We start from the raw sequence: 15,752 nt of genomic DNA, 5'->3' as shown, positions 1-15,752 counted from the left end.
GGCGACTATGTCGAAAACGGTGGTCATCGGCGCCTCGAGCGGGTTGGGGCGCTGCATCGCTGTCGGACTTGCCCAGCGCGGCGACGACGTCGCGCTGCTGGCGCGGCGGCTCGAGCGAACCCAGGCCGCGGCCCGCGAAGCCGGTGAGGCCGGCCCCGCTGCCATCGCCGTGGAGTGCGACGTCACCGACGAGGCGTCGTGCCAAGCGGCCATCGCCGCAGCCGCCGAGGGGCTCGGCGGCATCGACAATCTCGTCTACACCCCGGCCATCAGCCCACTGGTGCGCCTGGTCGACACCGATGCCGACACCTGGAGGCGAGTTTTCGACACCAACGTCATCGGCGCGTCGGTGGCCACCGCGGCGGCGGTGCCGCATTTGGCCGCCGCCTCGGGCAAGGCGATCTACCTGTCCTCCGACACCGGCGGTTACACACCGCCGTGGCCCGGCCTCGGCGCGTACGGGGTCAGCAAGGCGGCCCTGGAGAGGCTGGTCGAGGTGTGGCGGGCCGAGCACCCGGAAATCGGATTCACCTGCCTCATCGTGGGCGAGTGCGCGGGCGGCGAGGGTGACGCGCGGACGGCGATGAATGTCGGCTGGGATCGCGACCTTGCCATGAAGGCGTATCCGCTGTGGCTGTCCGGCGGCCGCATGCCGGGTAAATTGATGCCGGTCGAGGACCTGGTCAACGTGGTGCACACCATCCTACGCACTGACCCGGCAACGTCGATTCCGATCGTGGTCGCCAGGGGTGCATCGGCTGCCGGCGGACCGGTTCTCGACGCCGGCTACCCGCCGGCCTGACGCACGGCGCGAGCGTAACGCCAAGGCGATATCCCGCTCGATTTTTCGCCGTGGCGTTAGCTCCGGCGAAACACGCCTGGCGTCATCCGGTGATCAAGCTCCAGAGCCCGGCCGACCCCGCTCGTAGTGCCGCACGGGTGACCTGCTCGTCCCAGTAGTGGACCGAACCGAATTCCGAGCGCCAGGCGAGTGCGGCGCGGGTGTACTCGTGCAGGCGGTGTTCGCGAGTGGTGCCGATGGCGCCATGGACCTGGTGGGCGTTGCGCACCACAACCGAACAGGCCTGGCCCGCACACGAACGTGCCACGGCGACAAGGAAATCGAGGTTCGGCGCGGACCAGTCGCTGCGCACCGCCGTGGCCAGTGCGGCCTCCGTGGCGGCTCGGGCAAGTGCGGCCTCGGCGGCGATGTCGGCGATCAGGTGCTGTATCGCCTGGAATTTCGACAGCGGACGGCCGAACTGGAACCGGGTAATCGCATGCTCGATGGACAGCTGCACAATCCGGTCCAGCGCCGCGCACACCTGAATCGCCCGCACCAGTGCGGACTTGCGCGTCAGCGTCGTCACCAGATGCGCGCCGACCGGCGTGCCGGCGAGCGCGACGGGGTCGGCGGATACCGTGTCCCGCGGTTCGCCGATCAGGTTGGCACCAGGGGTGACCACCAGCGATTGCGCCGCCACGTCGGCCACGTAATATCCATCGCCGGCTTGCCAGACGATCACGATCCGCTCGGCGGCGCCGGCCCAGGGCACATCGTAGGCCATGCCCCGGTCATCGAGCAGACACATCGTCCGCACCGCGCCGTCGACGGGCATCCGGTTGGCCTGCAACAGCCAGCAGGCCAACAAATCGTGTTCTGCCAACGGAATTCGCACCGCGTGACGGACCGCGGCGGCAAGCAGCTCGGCTGCTTCGTACCATCCGGCCCCGCTGCCGCCGGACTCTTCGGAGCCGGTCAGCCGCACCAAACCGAGATCATCGAGGCGTGTCCACAGTTGGTTGTCAAGCGCCGCGCCCGCGGAATGTGTGTCGCGGTATCCGGCGAAGACGGCGTCGATCATCTCGACCAGATCGGGGTCGACCGGGCCGGTTGGATCGACGGTCATCATCGCAGTCCCAGCCCCCGCGCGATAACACCCCGCAACACCTCGTTGGTTCCGCCCCGCAGCGTGAAACCCGGACGCTGGTCGACCGCCCGCGCCACCAGCTCGCCGTGGTGCCAATCGCCACCGGCGTGCCGATCGGCGAAGTCGGCGATGTCGCCTTCGGTGGCGGTGCCGAGCACCTTGACCACCGCCGCGGGGATGTCGGCCCGGTCATGGCGCTGCAGCGCCCCGGCCACCGCAGCCGACATCTGATGCAGACCGGCCACCCGCGCCACCAACCGGCCCAGGTCGACGTCGTACGAAAGTCGTTGCGCGGCCATGTTTTCGGCGGCCGACGCCAGCAGCACGAAGGTCGACAGGAAGCGTTCGGGCCCGCTGCGCTCGAAGCTCAGCTCCGAGGTCACCTGCTGCCAACCGTGGCCGATTTCGCCGAACACCATGTTGTCGGGCACAAAAGCCGCGTCGAGGATCACCTCGTTGAAATGGTGGTCGCCGTTCATCGAGACGATCGGCCGGATATCGACGCCGCCGGTCCCGCGCAGGTCGACGATGAACTGGCTGAGCCCGGCATGCCGATCGGCAGGATCGACCGGCGCGGTGCGGGCGAGCACGATGAACGCGTGCGCGAGGTGGGCGCCCGACGTCCAGACCTTGGTGCCCGACAGCGCCCAGCCGCCCTCGACGCGCTCGGCCCGGGTGCGCACACTGGCCAAATCGGAGCCGGAGTCCGGTTCACTCATGCCGATGCCGAAAAAGCACTCGCCGCGCACGATCCGGGGCAGAAAATGCGATTTCTGAGCATCGGTGCCGTATGTGAGCAGCGACGGCACGATCTGGCGGTCGGCGACCCAATGCGCAGCGACGGGTGCACCGGCTGCCAGGAGTTCTTCGGTGACGACGAACCGCTCCACAAACGAGCGTCCGTGCCCGCCGTATTCGACGGGCACCGTCATGCCCAGCCAGCCGCGCGCCGCCAGCGCCGCGGTGAAGTTCTCGTCCCAGCGTGTCAGCCAGGCATCGACGGACGGGGTGAACGAACCGGCGGCCAGTTGCTCGGCGAGAAACGCGCGAACCTGGGCGCGCAAGGCATCCGTCGCCGATGTCGCCGATGCGTCGACGGCGGCGGGCGGCACCAGCCTCGGCGGTGGCATCAGCTCGTCTTCCACTTGGCAATGCGGTGCTGGTGCTCGGGATCGCGATGCGCCAGCGGCTGCATGGCCGCGGCCAGTCCCAGCGTCGACTCCAGTGAGCCGGACCGCGACTCCTGCAGCAGCCGCTTGGCCATCCGCAGCGCGTGGCTGGGGTTCTTGGCGATGCGTTCGGCCAGCGCGTGTGCCTCGGTGAGCAGTTCCTCGTGGGGCACCACGCGGCTGACCATGCCCCACTGCAGGGCGGTCGCGGCGTCCACGCGGTCGCCGGTGAACGTCATCTCCGCGGCGCGTTCGTAGCCGATGATCCGCTGCAGAAACCAGGTGCCGCCGTCGCCGGGAATCAGGCCGAGCTGGACGAAGCTCTCGGCGAACCAGGCGCGTTCCGACGCGACCCGGATGTCGCACATCATCGCCAGGTCACAGCCGGCGCCGATGGCCGGACCGTTGACGGCACCGATCAACGGAACCTCGAGGCGCGTTAGAGCCCGCGGGATCCGCTGGATGCCGTCGATATAGGCGTGCCGCTGGTCGAGTGCGTCCAGCCCGAACATCCCGTCGCGGTTGGCCATCTCTTTGACGTTGCCGCCCGCGGAGAAGATCTTGCCCGTCCCGGTGAGAATGACCGCGCAGACACCGGTGTCGGCGTTGGCGCCGTCGACGGCGGCCTCGAATGCGGCGATGAAATCCTTGCCGGTGATCGCGTTGCCGACGTCGGGCAGATTGATCGTCCAGGTCCGTACGGGTCCGTTGGTGGCAATGTCCAAGACGGTGCTCATGACGGAAACTGTAGGGACCCGGTCTGGCGCCAACCCGCTTGCGGTGTCCGAACGGCCAGCAGCGCTGAGGAGGAACCATGCCCGACGTCGCGAAGTACGGCCCGTGGGCGGTGATCGCCGGTGGTTCGGAGGGCTTAGGGGCGGAGTTCGCCAAGCAGTTGGCCGGCTACGGACTGAACCTGATGCTGATTGCGCGCACGCCGGGACCGCTGGCCGACACGGCGGACAGTTGCCGGCAGCTGGGCGCGCAGGTGCGCACTGTTGCCGTGGATCTCCTTGACCCCGAATCGGTTTGGCAAATCATGGAGGAAGCGGCCGACCTGGAGGTTGGCCTGCTGATCTACAACGCCGGCGCCAACACGTGCCGCCAAGAGTTCTTTGACGCCGACCTGACCGACGTCGGTCGGGTCATCGACCTCAATGTGACCCGGATGCTGGAACTGGTGCACCACTTCGGGCGGTCGATGCGAGCCCGCCGCAGCGGCGGCATCCTGCTGGTCGGTTCGACCGCGGCGACCTACGGTTCGATGCGACAGTCGGTGTACACCGGCAGCAAGGCGTTCAGCCGGCTGTTCGCCGAGAGCCTGTGGCTTGAGCTGCGCGACTACGGCGTTGACGTCCTGGAGCTGGTGTTGGGGGTCACGCGCACGCCGGCCATGCGGCGAGCCGGGCTGAACTTCGAGGTGCCCGGCATCCCGGTTGCCGAACCCGCCGACGTCGCGCGCGCGGGGCTGGAGAACCTGGCAAACGGCCCGGTGTTCATCGCCGGTGACAATGCCGCTGCGGTGCAGCGCGGCAGTGGACCCGATCGTGCCGCGATAGTCCTCGGCGGGCACCGGCTCATGCAGAAACTCATCGGCGCCGCGCGCCGCGATGTGTCCGCAGACCCTGACCGATGACGACGACCTGGGGGTCCGGCCGCGCCGGCGCGGGTCACGTGATCGTCTACGGCCCGATGACGTAGCAGCGGCCGGTGCTGCTGTCCAGAAACACCTGTGCCACAGCAGCTTTGTCGATGGCCGCAAACTCGAAGCGGTGCACTTGTTGTCCGGCTTCGATGTCAGCTTCCTGGGACTCGGTGGTGCCGTCCTTCTTGCGCACCACCGCGGTGATCTTGTCGGGCTTTGACATGTTCTGCGGCTCATGGAAATACCACACCTCGATGCCGGCGCCCGACGAGCTCGCTTGCCAGCCATCGGAATAGAAACACGCGGGATTGCCCTCGGCGTCCGGCGGCGGCGGTGCACAGATCGATAGCCCAACGCATGGTGCGGTGGTGGTCGCAGTCGTCGGGGACGCACTCGTAGCGGGTTGGCTGGTGGTCGCGACGGTGGTGCTGGCGGTCGCCGGCGTCGAGCTCGACGCGCGTGGCGACGCCTCGTGCTGTGCGGCGCATCCGACCAGACCCGGCCAACTCAGCGCGAGGATGGCCAGCAACCTGATTATCGGCATCGGATTCCTTCGGTGCTCGTCCCGTGGTCGGGTATGCGGCTAGGTGGGCTATCGGCAACTATCGGCAACTATCGGCGGCGTGATTGTACGCAGGTCGCGGCTTGGCAAGGTGTGGATTCGACTGTCTGCAACCGCGAATGCATCGCGACTCAGCCCGCGCCGGAGTCTAAGGACCCGGAGCGGCCGGGCATTACGGCCCTAGCGGTGGCAACGTCGGACTGGTGGACTCGGCTGGGGATTCGTTCAGCCGCGCAGGGCTGCTGTGGCGGACGTCGAAAGTATGGGTAACGATAGGATTTTCGAGGTGGTTGGCGATACGGCGGCTGGTGGCGGCCGGCGGGTATCGCGTGTTCGCCGACTGATCGAACCGGCGCTGGTGATGTTGACCGTCGGTCTGTTGGTCGCCGGTGGGATCACCTGGTTGCTCGGCGAGCGCGCCGCGGCCGACGGCTGCTGGATCGCCGGGACGGTGGTGGCCGTTGCGCCGGCGTCGGTCTGGGTGTTGGCGGCGTTGCGCCGCGGGCGGATCGGTGTCGACGTCATCGCGGTGTTGTCGCTGGTCGGCACGCTGCTGGTGGGCGAATACGTGGCCGGCGCGTTGATTGCGGTGATGCTGGCGACTGGTCGCGCCCTCGATGCGGCCGCCGAGCGCCGCGCGTCGCGCGATTTGCGGGCGCTGCTCGAACGTGCGCCCCGGTTTGCGCGCCGACGTGCCGGTACCCAGGTGAGTCTGGTTGCGTTGGCGGAGGTAGCCGTCGAGGACATCGTCATCGTCGGCCCCGGCGAGGTGGTACCGGTGGACGGGCGCATCGCCGATGTGCCGGCCGTCCTCGACGAATCCGCGCTGACCGGTGAGCCGCTGCAGGTCGAACGGGGGATCGGCGAACCGGTCCGCAGCGGTGTGGTCAACGCCGGCAGCGCTTTTGAGTTGCGCGCGACCGCAACCGCCGACGAGAGCACCTACGCCGGCATTGTCCGGATGGCGCAACAGGCGGGCGCGGAAAATGCCCCGATCGTGCGGTTGGCCGACCGCTACGCGGCGTGGTTCCTGCCGTTGGCGCTGCTGCTGGCCGCGGCGGCGTGGCTGACCAGCGGGTCGGCCGTGCGGGCCGTGGCGGTCCTGGTGGTGGCGACCCCGTGTCCGCTGCTGCTGGCCGCACCGGTGGCAATCGTTTCCGGCCTGTCCCGGGCCTCCCGGGCCGGGGTCGTGATCCGCAGCGGAGTCGCGTTGGAAAACCTCGGGCATGCAACGACTTTGGTGATGGACAAGACGGGCACCCTGACAATGGGACGTCCGGCCGTCGTCGACGTGGTGGCCGCGCCCGGCCGGGACAGCACCGAGATGCTGCGGCTGGCTGCCTCGGTGGACCAGCTGTCCCCGCACGTCCTGGCCGAGGCCATCGTCACCGAAGCGCTCAGCCGGGGTCTGCGATTGTCACTGCCCACCGATGTCGTCGAAGAGCCGGGCCGCGGTGTCACCGCCGACGTCGACGGACAGCGCGTTACGGTCGGCAAGTTGGCGGCCGACGTCCTGACCGGCACCTGGGTGCGGGCCGCTGTCAACCGGGCCAGGCTCGACAGTGCGGCCATCGCCTGGGTCTGCATCAATGCCAGCCCGGCGGCGGCGGTGTTGCTGCGCGACCCATTGCGCCGCCAGGCGCCGCGCACGGTGCGCCGATTGCGCGAGGCCGGTCTGACTCGGTTGATCCTGCTCACCGGCGACCGGGCCGAGCCGACTCGGGAGGTAGCCACGATTTTGGGCTTGGACTCGGTCTACGCCGACCAGAGCCCGGCCGACAAATTTGCTGCGGTGCGCGCCGAAACCCAACGGGCAGTGACGGTGATGGTGGGTGACGGCGTCAATGACGCCCCCGCGCTGGCGGCGGCCACGGTCGGCGTGGCGATGGGCGCGCGGGGAGCCACCGCCTCCTCGGAGGCCGCCGACATCGTCTTGACCACTGATCGGCTCGACCGGCTGGCCGATGCGATGGATATCGCCCGCTGGTCTCGGCGGATCGCCGTGCAAAGTGCGGTTGTCGGCATGAGCCTGTCGCTGCTGGCCATGGTGATCGCCGCGCTGGGCTTGCTGCCGCCTGCGGCCGGAGCGCTGCTGCAAGAGGGCATCGATGTCGCGGTGATCGTCAACGCGCTGCGAGCGTTGCGTGGTAACCCGAACACCGAGCTGCGATTGGCTGCGGGAACCGAGCAACTGCTGCACCGCTTCGCTGACGAACACGACCAGCTGCGCGACACCATCGGGCTGCTACGCACCGCGGCCAACCGGCTGGCCGCCGGGCCCGACGCCGCGTCGCTGGAGTCGTTGGGCGCGGTGCATCTCTTGCTCACCGAACGGATCCTGCCGCACGAGCAGGCGGAGGAAGCTCAGCTTTACCCGGCGCTGGCGCGCCCGCTAGGCAGTGGTGAAGCCACCGCCACCATGAGCCGCACCCATGCCGAAATCCGGCGGCTTTCCGACCGGATCGAGACCCATCTGGCGTTGGCACAATCGGTCGGGGCACTACAGCACGACCAAGTCGATGACCTGCTGGCCTGCCTCTATGGTCTGTATGCGCTGTTGCGGCTGCACTTCGTGCAGGAAGAGGAAAGCTACTTCACCCTCGCAGAGGACGATGCCACGATTGCGCCGTCGCCGCGGCCCGCCGCCGGCGCGCAGCCGCCCACATTGTGAATCCTGGTGGACGCCGTGGGTCAGGAGGCCGTTCGCCGATTCGGCAATGGCACAAAGTCCTTCGCTGCAAGGACGCCGTGCCCTCGTCCGGGCGGCGCAATTGCGCAATCGTTGAGAGGACCATTGCGCCGACGGAAGGGAGTAACGACCATGACTGCGCATTTCCCGGATACCGGCACCATCCGCACGGTCTTGACGCTGGCCTCTCGGGCGCCGTCCGTACACAACACGCAGCCGTGGCGGTGGCAAGTGGGGGAGTCTTCGCTGCATCTCTACTCCGACACCAGCCTGCAGCTGCCCAACACCGACCCGGAAGGGCGCGACTTGATCTTGAGTTGCGGTGCGGCGTTGAACCACTGCGTCATCGCGCTGGCAGCCACGGGTTGGCAAGCCAAAGTGTCGCGACTGCCCAATCCGGCCGACTCCAATCATCTGGCCGCCATCGAAGTGTCACGTCAGAATGCCGATCCGCTGGATATCTCGCTGGCCGCGGCGATACCTCGGCGGCGAACCGACCGGCGGCACTACAGTTTCTGGCCGGTGCCGGTCAGCGACATCGCGCTGATGGCGGCGCGGGCGGCTCGCAACGGGGTGACGCTACGCCAGGTCGACGCCATGGACAAGCTGAACGCTATTGTGGCCAAATCGGTTTGGGATCACGCATCCGATAATGGTTATCTCGCCGAGCTCAGTGCCTGGAGCGGCCGGCATGCCTCGGTGGTCGGTGTTCCCGCCCGCAATACGCCCATTCCGGATCCCATGGCGCCCATACCTGGTCGGCGATTCGCCGGCCCGGCGCTGGCCATGCCACCGGATGCCTCACCCGCCGAAGACAATACGGTGATGCTGGCCTTGGGAACTCGCGCAGACGACCGGCTGGCGCAGCTACGCGCCGGTGAGGCAACCAGCGTCGTGCTGCTGACCGCGACGGCGATGGGGCTGGCCAGTTGCCCGGTCACCGAACCGCTGGAAATCGCCGAAACACGTGCTGCGGTCCGCGCGGACGTCTTCGGGGACAGCCAGTATCCGCAGATGCTGCTGCGGGTTGGCTGGGCACCCATCAACGCTGACCCGTTGCCGTCGACGCCGCGACGTGAGCTCTCCGAGATCGTCGACTGGGTTGCCGACAGCGAAACCGCATCCCCGGACAGCGGTTGGACCCCGATGCTGGCCGAATAGGCGTCAGATAACCGGCATCTGGACAAATGTCAGGAAGTTTCGATGGAGACGTTGACGATAGACCCCCGCCGCTGGCGGATCGCGCACTTGGTCGGCCGCAATCCGCTGCTTCGACGTACCGACCGCCTGGAGGCCCTGCTCCTACTGGTCGCGCTGATCGCGTCGCTTGCCATGATCCCCGCCGCCGGTATCGCGGGCATCGAAGTCTTCGATGCCCGGGATCACCAGTACGCCAGGCAGGCCCAGGCGCGGCACCCGGTGATGGCCACTGTCGCCAGTGTGACCCACAATCCGAACTCCGAAAGCGTTGTCATGCATGTCCGTTGGGCGGTGGCCGGCGGCGAGCGCACCGGCTCGTTCCAGCAGAGTGTCCCGCTCAACGCGGGCCAGCGCGTCGAAATCTGGACCGACCGGGACGGAAATCTGGTCAGGCCACCGACTCCGAGGTGGCATGCGGGGGTGGACGCGCTCGTCACCTCGGTGCTGATCGTGCTGGCGTGCGGTGTGGCGATGGCCTCACTGGTCGCTTCGGTTCGCTCCCGGCTCGACCGGGCACGCGACGCCGCGTGGGAGCGTGAGCTCGCCAAGGTAAGTGAAATAGGCTGATGATGTGTCGATGACCAGACACGGGGGAGACTCCGATGCCGCGTTGCTGGACGCCGTCGGATTGCGTCGCCTGGTCGAGGTACTGATCCAGCGAGGCTACCGAGTCGTCGGTCCGACGTTGCGCGACAACGCGATTGTGCTCGCCGAACTCGAGTCGACGGATGATCTTCCGCGCGGCTGGGGCGTTGACGTGGGGCCGGGGCACTACCGGGTGCGCCGGCGCGACGACGACGCGGTGTTCGGGCATTCGGCGGGGCCGCAGTCGTGGAAACAGTTCCTGCATCCGCCTCGGCAGCGGTTGTGGGCCGGCACCCGGGACGGGTTCGGCGCAGCCGAGTCCGAGGAGGACGTTCCGCGGTATGCGTTCCTCGGGGTGCGTGGTTGTGATCTGGCCGCGATTGCGACGCTCGACCGGGTGCTGGGCGCTGCGGCATATGCCGACAGCTCCTTCGTCAGCCGCCGGCGGCGGGCCTTTGTGGTGGCGGTCAATTGCACCGAACCGGGCGGGCTGTGTTTCTGCGCGTCGATGGGAACCGGACCGGCGGCCGGACCCGGTTACGACTTGGCGCTGACGGAGCGCGTCGGCGCCGACGGTGTGACCTACCTGGTGGACGCAGGCAGCCAGGACGGCGCCGACGTGCTCGCGGCGGTGCCGCACCAGCCGGCTGCCGGTGACGAAATCGATTGCGCGCGCGCAGATGTCGAAGCCGCATCGCAGCGCATGGGACGGCAGATGCCGGACGCGGATCTGCGCGAGCTACTCGTCCGGTCACGCGAGTCGCCGCAGTGGGAAGAGGTGGCCAGTCGCTGTCTGACCTGTGGCAACTGCACGATGGTGTGCCCGACGTGCTACTGCACCAGCACTGAAGACGTCACCGACCTGACCGGTGAGCACGCCGAACGCTGGCAGCACTGGGCGTCCTGCTACGAATTCGACTTCACCTATGTCCACGGCGGCGGCAGCGTGCGCCGCTCCGGCGCGTCGCGTTACCGGCACTGGCTCACCCACAAACTGGGCACCTGGCATGACCAGTTCGACATGTCGGGCTGCGTCGGCTGCGGGCGATGCATTGCCTGGTGTCCCACCGGCATCGACATCACCGAGGAAATGAACAAGATGGCGCGCAATGACCGACCAGACTGACCGGGCGGGCCGGGTGACCGGCGCGGCGCCCTCATCTGCGATGGCGCCGGTTCCGTACCGGGTGCGCAGCCGCGTCGTCGAAAGCGCGGATGCGGCGACGTTGTGCCTGGAGCCGCTCGATGCGGCGCTTCCCGCGCCGCAGCCCGGCGAATTCATGATGCTCTACGCATTCGGCGTCGGCGAAGCGGCGATATCCATCAGCGGGGATCCCACCGTCACCGACGGCTCGATCACGCACACCATCCGTGCGGTCGGGGCGGTCAGCCGTGCCCTGCACGACGCGCAGCCGGGCACTCTTGTCGGCGTGCGCGGGCCGTTCGGCACCACCTGGGGACTCGACGAGGCGGCCGGACGGGATTTGGTGATGGTGGCCGGCGGGGTGGGACTGTGCCCGCTGCGTCCGGCAATCCTCGGTGCGTTGGCCAACCGCGCCCGCTACGGCAGGCTGATGCTGGTCGTGGGGGCCCGCTCCAAGGCTGACTTTCTGTTCGCCGCACAACTCCAACAGTGGGCGCACGACCCGCAGATCGAACTTCACCTGACGGTTGACGTCCCCGTCCAGGACTGGCACGGTGAGGTCGGCCTGGTGACCGAGCCGGTGCGCCGGCTTACGCTGCAGCCCGAGCGCACCACCGCGTTCCTGTGCGGACCCGAGCCCATGCTCCGGTTCGGGGCAGACGCCTTGCTCGCCAAAGGCGTTGCGGCCCGCGACATTCGGGTGTCGCTGGAGCGAAACATGCAGTGCGGTGTCGGCTGGTGCGGCCATTGCCAGTTGGGCCCATTGCTGGTGTGCCGCGACGGACCGGTCGTCGGCTACGACCTGGCCGGCCCACTAATACGGGTCAAGGAGCTGTAGATGAGTCCCAGTCTGGCGGTGTGGAAGTTCGCTTCGTGTGACGGTTGCCAGCTGACCTTGCTCGACTGCGAGGACGAGCTGCTCACCCTGGCCGACCAGGTGCAGATCGCGACCTTCGCCGAGGCCTCCAGCGCGATGGTCAGCGGTCCGTACGACATATCGCTGGTCGAGGGTTCGGTCACCACTCGCCACGACGAGCAGCGCATCCGGGAGATCCGGGAGCAGTCGAAGATATTGGTCACCATCGGTGCCTGCGCCACCGCCGGCGGGGTGCAGGCGTTGCGCAACTTCGCCGATGTCGCGGAGTTCACCTCGCTGGTCTATGCCAACCCGGAATACATTGACGCGCTTGCGACTTCGACGCCGGCGGCCGCGCATGTCAAGGTCGACTACCAGCTGCACGGCTGCCCGATCGACCGCGGGCAGCTCTTGGACACCCTCGCGGCGCTGCTGGTCGGTCGCAAGCCGCGGCTGCCGGCCAAGACGGTATGTATGGAGTGCAAACTGCGCGGGGTCACGTGTGTCGTTGTCACCGAAGGCATTCCGTGTCTGGGACCGGTCACCCATGCCGGTTGCGGCGCGTTGTGCCCCAGTCATCACCGGGGCTGCTACGGCTGTTTCGGTCCGTCGGCGGCGCCGCAAACCGCCACGCTGATACCGCTGCTGCGCCGCGACGGAATGTCCGACGGGGATGTCGATCGGGTGTTCTCGACATTCAACGTCACTGCCTTCGCCGCCGAGCGGAGCAAGCAGTGACCACCGACAACCGGACACTCAGCGTCGGCACCCTGACCCGCGTCGAAGGGGAAGGAGCGCTGCACGTCACCCTGAAGGACGGCGCGCTGGACAGCGTTCAGCTCAACATCTATGAGCCCCCAAGGTTTTTCGAAGCATTTCTGCGGGGGCGGGCCTATACCGAGCCACCGGACCTGACCGCACGGATCTGCGGCATCTGTCCGGTTGCCTATCAGGTCAGCGCCTGCAACGCGATCGAACAGGCCTGCGGCGTCGAGGTGGATCCGGAGCTCGTCGCGCTGCGTCGGCTGTTGTACTGCGGTGAATGGATCCACAGCCACGTCCTGCACGTTTACCTGCTGCACGCGCCGGACTTCCTCGGCTGCCCGGACGTGATCGCCCTGGCGCGCGACCAGCGTGCCGCGGTCGAGCGCGGGCTGCGGTTGAAGAAGGCCGGCAACAAGCTGATGGACTTCATCGGCGGACGGTCGATACACCCCATCAACGTGCGTCTGGGCGGGTTCTACTCGGTGCCCGACCGGTCGCAGCTGGCGCCGCTCGCCGAGCTGCTGCGCCGGGCGCTAGACGACGCGTTGGCGACGGTGGAGTGGGTGTCCGGCTTCGACTTTCCCGACCTCGAACTCGACCACGAGATGCTGGCGTTGAGCCAGCCGGGTCAGTATGCGATCGAGAACGGCGCCATCGCGCGCAGCGCCGGCCCGTCGTTCCCGGTGGCCGATTTCACCGAGCACGTGCACGAGTCGCAGGTGCCGCATTCGACTGCGCTGCATGCCACCCTTGACGGCGGCCGCTACCTGACCGGGCCACTGGCGCGGTATTGCCTCAATTCTTTGGCGCTGTCGCCGATCGCCGGCGAGGCAGCGGCGGCCGCAGGGCTGTCCGGCGAATGCCGAAATCCGTTCCGCAGCATCGTGGTTCGTGCCGTCGAGGTGGTCTACGCGATCGAGGAGGCGTTGCGCATCATCGACGGATACCAGCGGCCGTCACGGCCATTCGTGGAGGTCCCGGTCCATGCGGGCGTCGGTCATGGCGTCAGTGAGGCGCCCCGCGGCCTGCTGTACCACCGATACGAAATTGACGACGACGGTCTGATTTCGGCGGCGACGATCATTCCGCCCACCTCGCAGAACCAGGCGGCCATCGAGAGCGACCTGGCTCGCGTGGTTGCGGCGAACCTCACCCTCGCCGACGCGGAGTTGACCACATTGTGCGAGCGGGTGATCCGCAACTACGACCCGTGCATCTCGTGCTCGGCGCACTTCCTGACGCTGACGGTGCGACGCGAATGACCGCGGGCCCGGTTGTCGTCGTCGGGCTGGGCAATCGCTACCGTCGCGATGACGGTGTGGGCATTGTCGCCGCCGCCGCGCTCGACGAGCTGAGATTGCCCGATGTCCGGGTTGTCACCGACATTGTCGAGCCCTTGGAGCTGGTCGAGGCGTGGTCGGGCGTCCGCCTGGCCGTCGTGATCGACGCCGTGGTCGCGACGCCGCCCATGCCGGGCCGGGTAACCCGTTGTGCGCTCGCCGATCTGGTCACCGCAACGGACGGGGTGAGTTCGCACGGCGTCGACGTCGTCGCGGCATACGCACTGGGGCAGGCCCTTGGCCGAGTGCCCGCCATGGTGGCGGTGGTCTGCGTAGAAGTGGTCGACACCGGCCATGGCGTGGGTTTGACACCGCAGGTAGCGGCTGCCGTGCCGACGGCGGTCGGCATGGCGGTGGATCTGGCCGCGGAGGTGGTCCAGGTTGCTGCCGCGCGTGACGGCGACTGGTCACATCGGCCGCACGAGTAGGCGAGCGGGTGTCCGACGGGCTTCAGGACGCTTCTAAGACGCTGTGTCGACTCGGTCATCCCGTGTGTCGTCTACTTTTGGCGGTTGGATGCTTGCGCGAGGCCGTACGGCTGCTGGTCTTCGATGTTGGCGGGCGCGGGCCTGGTGGCTGTGCGGGCAACTCGCTCGGGTGCTCACCGGCTCGATAGCCATGCCGCCGTATCGAGTGTGAGGTGATGGCGTCGATTGTGTACGTACGGCGGGAATATCGCGATTGGCCCACCCTGACGGCACGCTCGACGCCACCAGTGCACGCTCGACGCCACCAGTGCACGCTCGACGCCACCAGTGCACGCTCGACGCCACCAGTGCGCGCTCGATGACCTCCACTGACACGATGATCGCCCCCGCATCGCACCGGCCGAGAACTCGAAAACAGTAATTCCTGACCGTAATTGGGAGAGCTCATGGTGGCACTTCAATCGGGCCGTGAGATGCTGAGCCTTAATGGAGCATCAGCATGGTCAGGAGCTCAATGGCAGGCGCCGCAGCGCGATGGCCGAGCTCACTGAACCGGCTGCGACGGGCTCGGCCGGTCGAACCGGAACCGCCGTCCGGTCACCAGGTCCGGAAGTATCCGCACGTAGTGCTTTTTCTCGGTTGCGATCCAGGTCAAGAGCTGGGCGCGGTCGGCCTCCTCGATCTCCTCGTCGCTCCGAAGCGAGCGCGCCCTGCCCTGGATGATCACGCTCCAGCCTTCGACGGCAGTGTGATCGTCGACTTCGAACAGCACCTGGTTGTTCATCGCGGCGCTGACGAGCTTGGTGCCCTCGGCGGTGCGGAACAGGATGGTGCGGCGCTGGACGACGAAGTTCACCGGGAAGATCTGCGGACGGCCGTCCACGCTGGTGACCAGCCGCCCCAAGGTCACGCTTTTCAGCAGCTCCCAGCATTCGCTCACGGGCAGGATGGTGATCACTTCACCGGCTCCCGACATCAGCCAACCCCTCTCATCTGATACCTCACAGGCATAGATGCTATTGGAGTCGGCTCGGTGCCCACGCCAACCGGCAGCCCTGATGCCAGGACCGGGGTTAGCAGAAGCGGTGCTCGACGCAGTCAAATCCAAAGGCGGCGGCGTACGCAATTGCGCGGATTCGCGGTCTTCGCCCGCCATCGATACTTGGGCCCGAGATCACTTGCCGATGGGCCGATCGGTGACCGACCGGCGAACACAGCGGCGTGGACAGGCCGAGGGCCGGATACCGATAGACAGACACCTGGACCGCAGCGCGGTCCGCCAGGAAAGAGCCAGGTCACAGCCATGCAAAGTGTCGTTTGCCATGAGCTTGGGACCAGTGTGACCTGATTTTTGCCAGGGTGATGGGACCACCTGGATTGCCAGTTATGGGACCACCGGCGCGTTGCGTCGGTGGTCTCTTCGTTTGCCCGTTCGATC

At 67.6% G+C, this 15,752-nt stretch carries 15 protein-coding genes; 10 read left to right on the top strand and 5 right to left on the bottom strand.

The genetic code is table 11. The annotated features are described in order from the left end of the window. The first annotated feature begins 19 nt into the window (after positions 1 to 19). Positions 20 to 802 (top strand): SDR family oxidoreductase, encoded by a 783-nt coding sequence (locus tag EET13_RS18145; protein ID WP_211189093.1) that lies wholly within the window; start codon positions 20 to 22, stop codon positions 800 to 802. A gap of 82 nt (positions 803 to 884) precedes the next feature. Here the strand turns inward: EET13_RS18145 and EET13_RS18140 are convergent, their stop codons facing one another. From EET13_RS18140 to EET13_RS18130, 3 genes are read right to left on the bottom strand one after another with little or no spacing between them, the layout of a single operon-like run. Beyond that, a complete protein-coding gene (locus tag EET13_RS18140; protein WP_425294252.1) occupies positions 885 to 1,913 on the bottom strand; it encodes an acyl-CoA dehydrogenase family protein in 1,029 nt (342 codons plus the stop codon). Further along, positions 1,910 to 3,061, bottom strand: coding sequence for an acyl-CoA dehydrogenase family protein (locus EET13_RS18135; RefSeq protein WP_122443599.1), 1,152 nt, complete (start codon positions 3,059 to 3,061; stop codon positions 1,910 to 1,912). The genes EET13_RS18140 and EET13_RS18135 overlap by 4 nt, the downstream gene beginning before the upstream one ends. Further along, positions 3,061 to 3,837 (bottom strand): crotonase/enoyl-CoA hydratase family protein, encoded by a 777-nt coding sequence (locus tag EET13_RS18130; RefSeq protein WP_122443582.1) that lies wholly within the window; start codon positions 3,835 to 3,837, stop codon positions 3,061 to 3,063. Before EET13_RS18130 ends, EET13_RS18135 begins: the two co-directional genes overlap by 1 nt. A 77-nt stretch (positions 3,838 to 3,914) precedes the next feature. Here EET13_RS18130 and EET13_RS18125 point away from each other — a divergent pair, with 77 nt between their 5' ends. Next, complete coding sequence (locus EET13_RS18125; protein ID WP_122443581.1) at positions 3,915 to 4,736, top strand: SDR family NAD(P)-dependent oxidoreductase; 822 nt, start codon at positions 3,915 to 3,917, stop codon at positions 4,734 to 4,736. A gap of 46 nt (positions 4,737 to 4,782) precedes the next feature. On the opposite strand, the gene EET13_RS18120 is transcribed toward EET13_RS18125, so the two are convergent. Next, on the bottom strand, positions 4,783 to 5,289 hold the full coding sequence (locus EET13_RS18120; RefSeq protein WP_122443580.1) for a hypothetical protein: 507 nt from the start codon (positions 5,287 to 5,289) through the stop codon (positions 4,783 to 4,785). Positions 5,290 to 5,668: 379 nt separating this feature from the next. Here EET13_RS18120 and EET13_RS18115 point away from each other — a divergent pair, with 379 nt between their 5' ends. The 8 genes from EET13_RS18115 (at position 5,669) to EET13_RS18080 (ending at position 14,314) form a co-directional block, all read left to right on the top strand. Then, positions 5,669 to 7,978: a heavy metal translocating P-type ATPase gene (locus EET13_RS18115; RefSeq protein ID WP_244603982.1), complete on the top strand. Its 2,310-nt coding sequence runs from the start codon at positions 5,669 to 5,671 to the stop codon at positions 7,976 to 7,978. A 150-nt stretch (positions 7,979 to 8,128) separates the two neighbouring features. After that, complete coding sequence (locus EET13_RS18110; protein ID WP_122443578.1) at positions 8,129 to 9,157, top strand: Acg family FMN-binding oxidoreductase; 1,029 nt, start codon at positions 8,129 to 8,131, stop codon at positions 9,155 to 9,157. Positions 9,158 to 9,199: 42 nt separating this feature from the next. Further along, the gene (locus EET13_RS18105; RefSeq protein ID WP_122443577.1) at positions 9,200 to 9,763 is read left to right on the top strand and encodes an Rv1733c family protein; all 564 of its coding nucleotides are present in this window, start codon (positions 9,200 to 9,202) and stop codon (positions 9,761 to 9,763) included. Positions 9,764 to 9,773: 10 nt separating this feature from the next. Beyond that, positions 9,774 to 10,907 carry a 4Fe-4S dicluster domain-containing protein gene (locus EET13_RS18100; RefSeq protein WP_122443598.1) on the top strand — a complete coding sequence of 378 codons (1,134 nt, stop codon included), beginning with the start codon at positions 9,774 to 9,776 and terminating at the stop codon, positions 10,905 to 10,907. Then, positions 10,891 to 11,763 (top strand): FAD/NAD(P)-binding protein, encoded by an 873-nt coding sequence (locus EET13_RS18095; protein ID WP_168991302.1) that lies wholly within the window; start codon positions 10,891 to 10,893, stop codon positions 11,761 to 11,763. The genes EET13_RS18100 and EET13_RS18095 overlap by 17 nt, the downstream gene beginning before the upstream one ends. Then, positions 11,764 to 12,519: an NADH-quinone oxidoreductase subunit B family protein gene (locus EET13_RS18090; protein WP_122443576.1), complete on the top strand. Its 756-nt coding sequence runs from the start codon at positions 11,764 to 11,766 to the stop codon at positions 12,517 to 12,519. Beyond that, the gene (locus EET13_RS18085; RefSeq protein ID WP_122443575.1) at positions 12,516 to 13,808 is read left to right on the top strand and encodes a Ni/Fe hydrogenase subunit alpha; all 1,293 of its coding nucleotides are present in this window, start codon (positions 12,516 to 12,518) and stop codon (positions 13,806 to 13,808) included. The genes EET13_RS18090 and EET13_RS18085 overlap by 4 nt, the downstream gene beginning before the upstream one ends. Further along, entirely contained in the window at positions 13,805 to 14,314 is a 510-nt protein-coding gene (locus EET13_RS18080; RefSeq protein ID WP_122443574.1) for a hydrogenase maturation protease, read from the top strand. Before EET13_RS18085 ends, EET13_RS18080 begins: the two co-directional genes overlap by 4 nt. Before the next feature lie 544 nt (positions 14,315 to 14,858). Here the strand turns inward: EET13_RS18080 and EET13_RS18075 are convergent. Beyond that, on the bottom strand, positions 14,859 to 15,290 hold the full coding sequence (locus EET13_RS18075) for a pyridoxamine 5'-phosphate oxidase family protein (RefSeq protein WP_122443573.1): 432 nt from the start codon (positions 15,288 to 15,290) through the stop codon (positions 14,859 to 14,861). Positions 15,291 to 15,752: the final 462 nt, after the last annotated feature.

The organism is Mycobacterium attenuatum (genome assembly GCF_900566085.1).
Lineage (GTDB): Bacteria > Actinomycetota > Actinomycetes > Mycobacteriales > Mycobacteriaceae > Mycobacterium > Mycobacterium attenuatum.
Note: the sequence above shows the minus strand (reverse complement) of the source record. Positions and strands in the feature narration are given on the sequence as shown.

Bases quoted from the DNA above. Each gene is read 5' to 3' on its own strand.
- EET13_RS18140 (WP_425294252.1), bottom strand. From the start codon at position 1,913: ATGATGACCGTCGATCCAACCGGCCCGGTCGACCCCGATCTGGTCGAG.
- EET13_RS18135 (WP_122443599.1), bottom strand. From the start codon at position 3,061: ATGCCACCGCCGAGGCTGGTGCCGCCCGCCGCCGTCGACGCATCGGCG.
- EET13_RS18130 (WP_122443582.1), bottom strand. From the start codon at position 3,837: ATGAGCACCGTCTTGGACATTGCCACCAACGGACCCGTACGGACCTGG.
- EET13_RS18125 (WP_122443581.1), top strand. From the start codon at position 3,915: ATGCCCGACGTCGCGAAGTACGGCCCGTGGGCGGTGATCGCCGGTGGT.
- EET13_RS18120 (WP_122443580.1), bottom strand. From the start codon at position 5,289: ATGCCGATAATCAGGTTGCTGGCCATCCTCGCGCTGAGTTGGCCGGGT.
- EET13_RS18115 (WP_244603982.1), top strand. From the start codon at position 5,669: ATGTTGACCGTCGGTCTGTTGGTCGCCGGTGGGATCACCTGGTTGCTC.
- EET13_RS18110 (WP_122443578.1), top strand. From the start codon at position 8,129: ATGACTGCGCATTTCCCGGATACCGGCACCATCCGCACGGTCTTGACG.
- EET13_RS18105 (WP_122443577.1), top strand. From the start codon at position 9,200: ATGGAGACGTTGACGATAGACCCCCGCCGCTGGCGGATCGCGCACTTG.
- EET13_RS18100 (WP_122443598.1), top strand. From the start codon at position 9,774: ATGACCAGACACGGGGGAGACTCCGATGCCGCGTTGCTGGACGCCGTC.
- EET13_RS18095 (WP_168991302.1), top strand. From the start codon at position 10,891: ATGACCGACCAGACTGACCGGGCGGGCCGGGTGACCGGCGCGGCGCCC.
- EET13_RS18090 (WP_122443576.1), top strand. From the start codon at position 11,764: ATGAGTCCCAGTCTGGCGGTGTGGAAGTTCGCTTCGTGTGACGGTTGC.
- EET13_RS18080 (WP_122443574.1), top strand. From the start codon at position 13,805: ATGACCGCGGGCCCGGTTGTCGTCGTCGGGCTGGGCAATCGCTACCGT.
- EET13_RS18075 (WP_122443573.1), bottom strand. From the start codon at position 15,290: ATGTCGGGAGCCGGTGAAGTGATCACCATCCTGCCCGTGAGCGAATGC.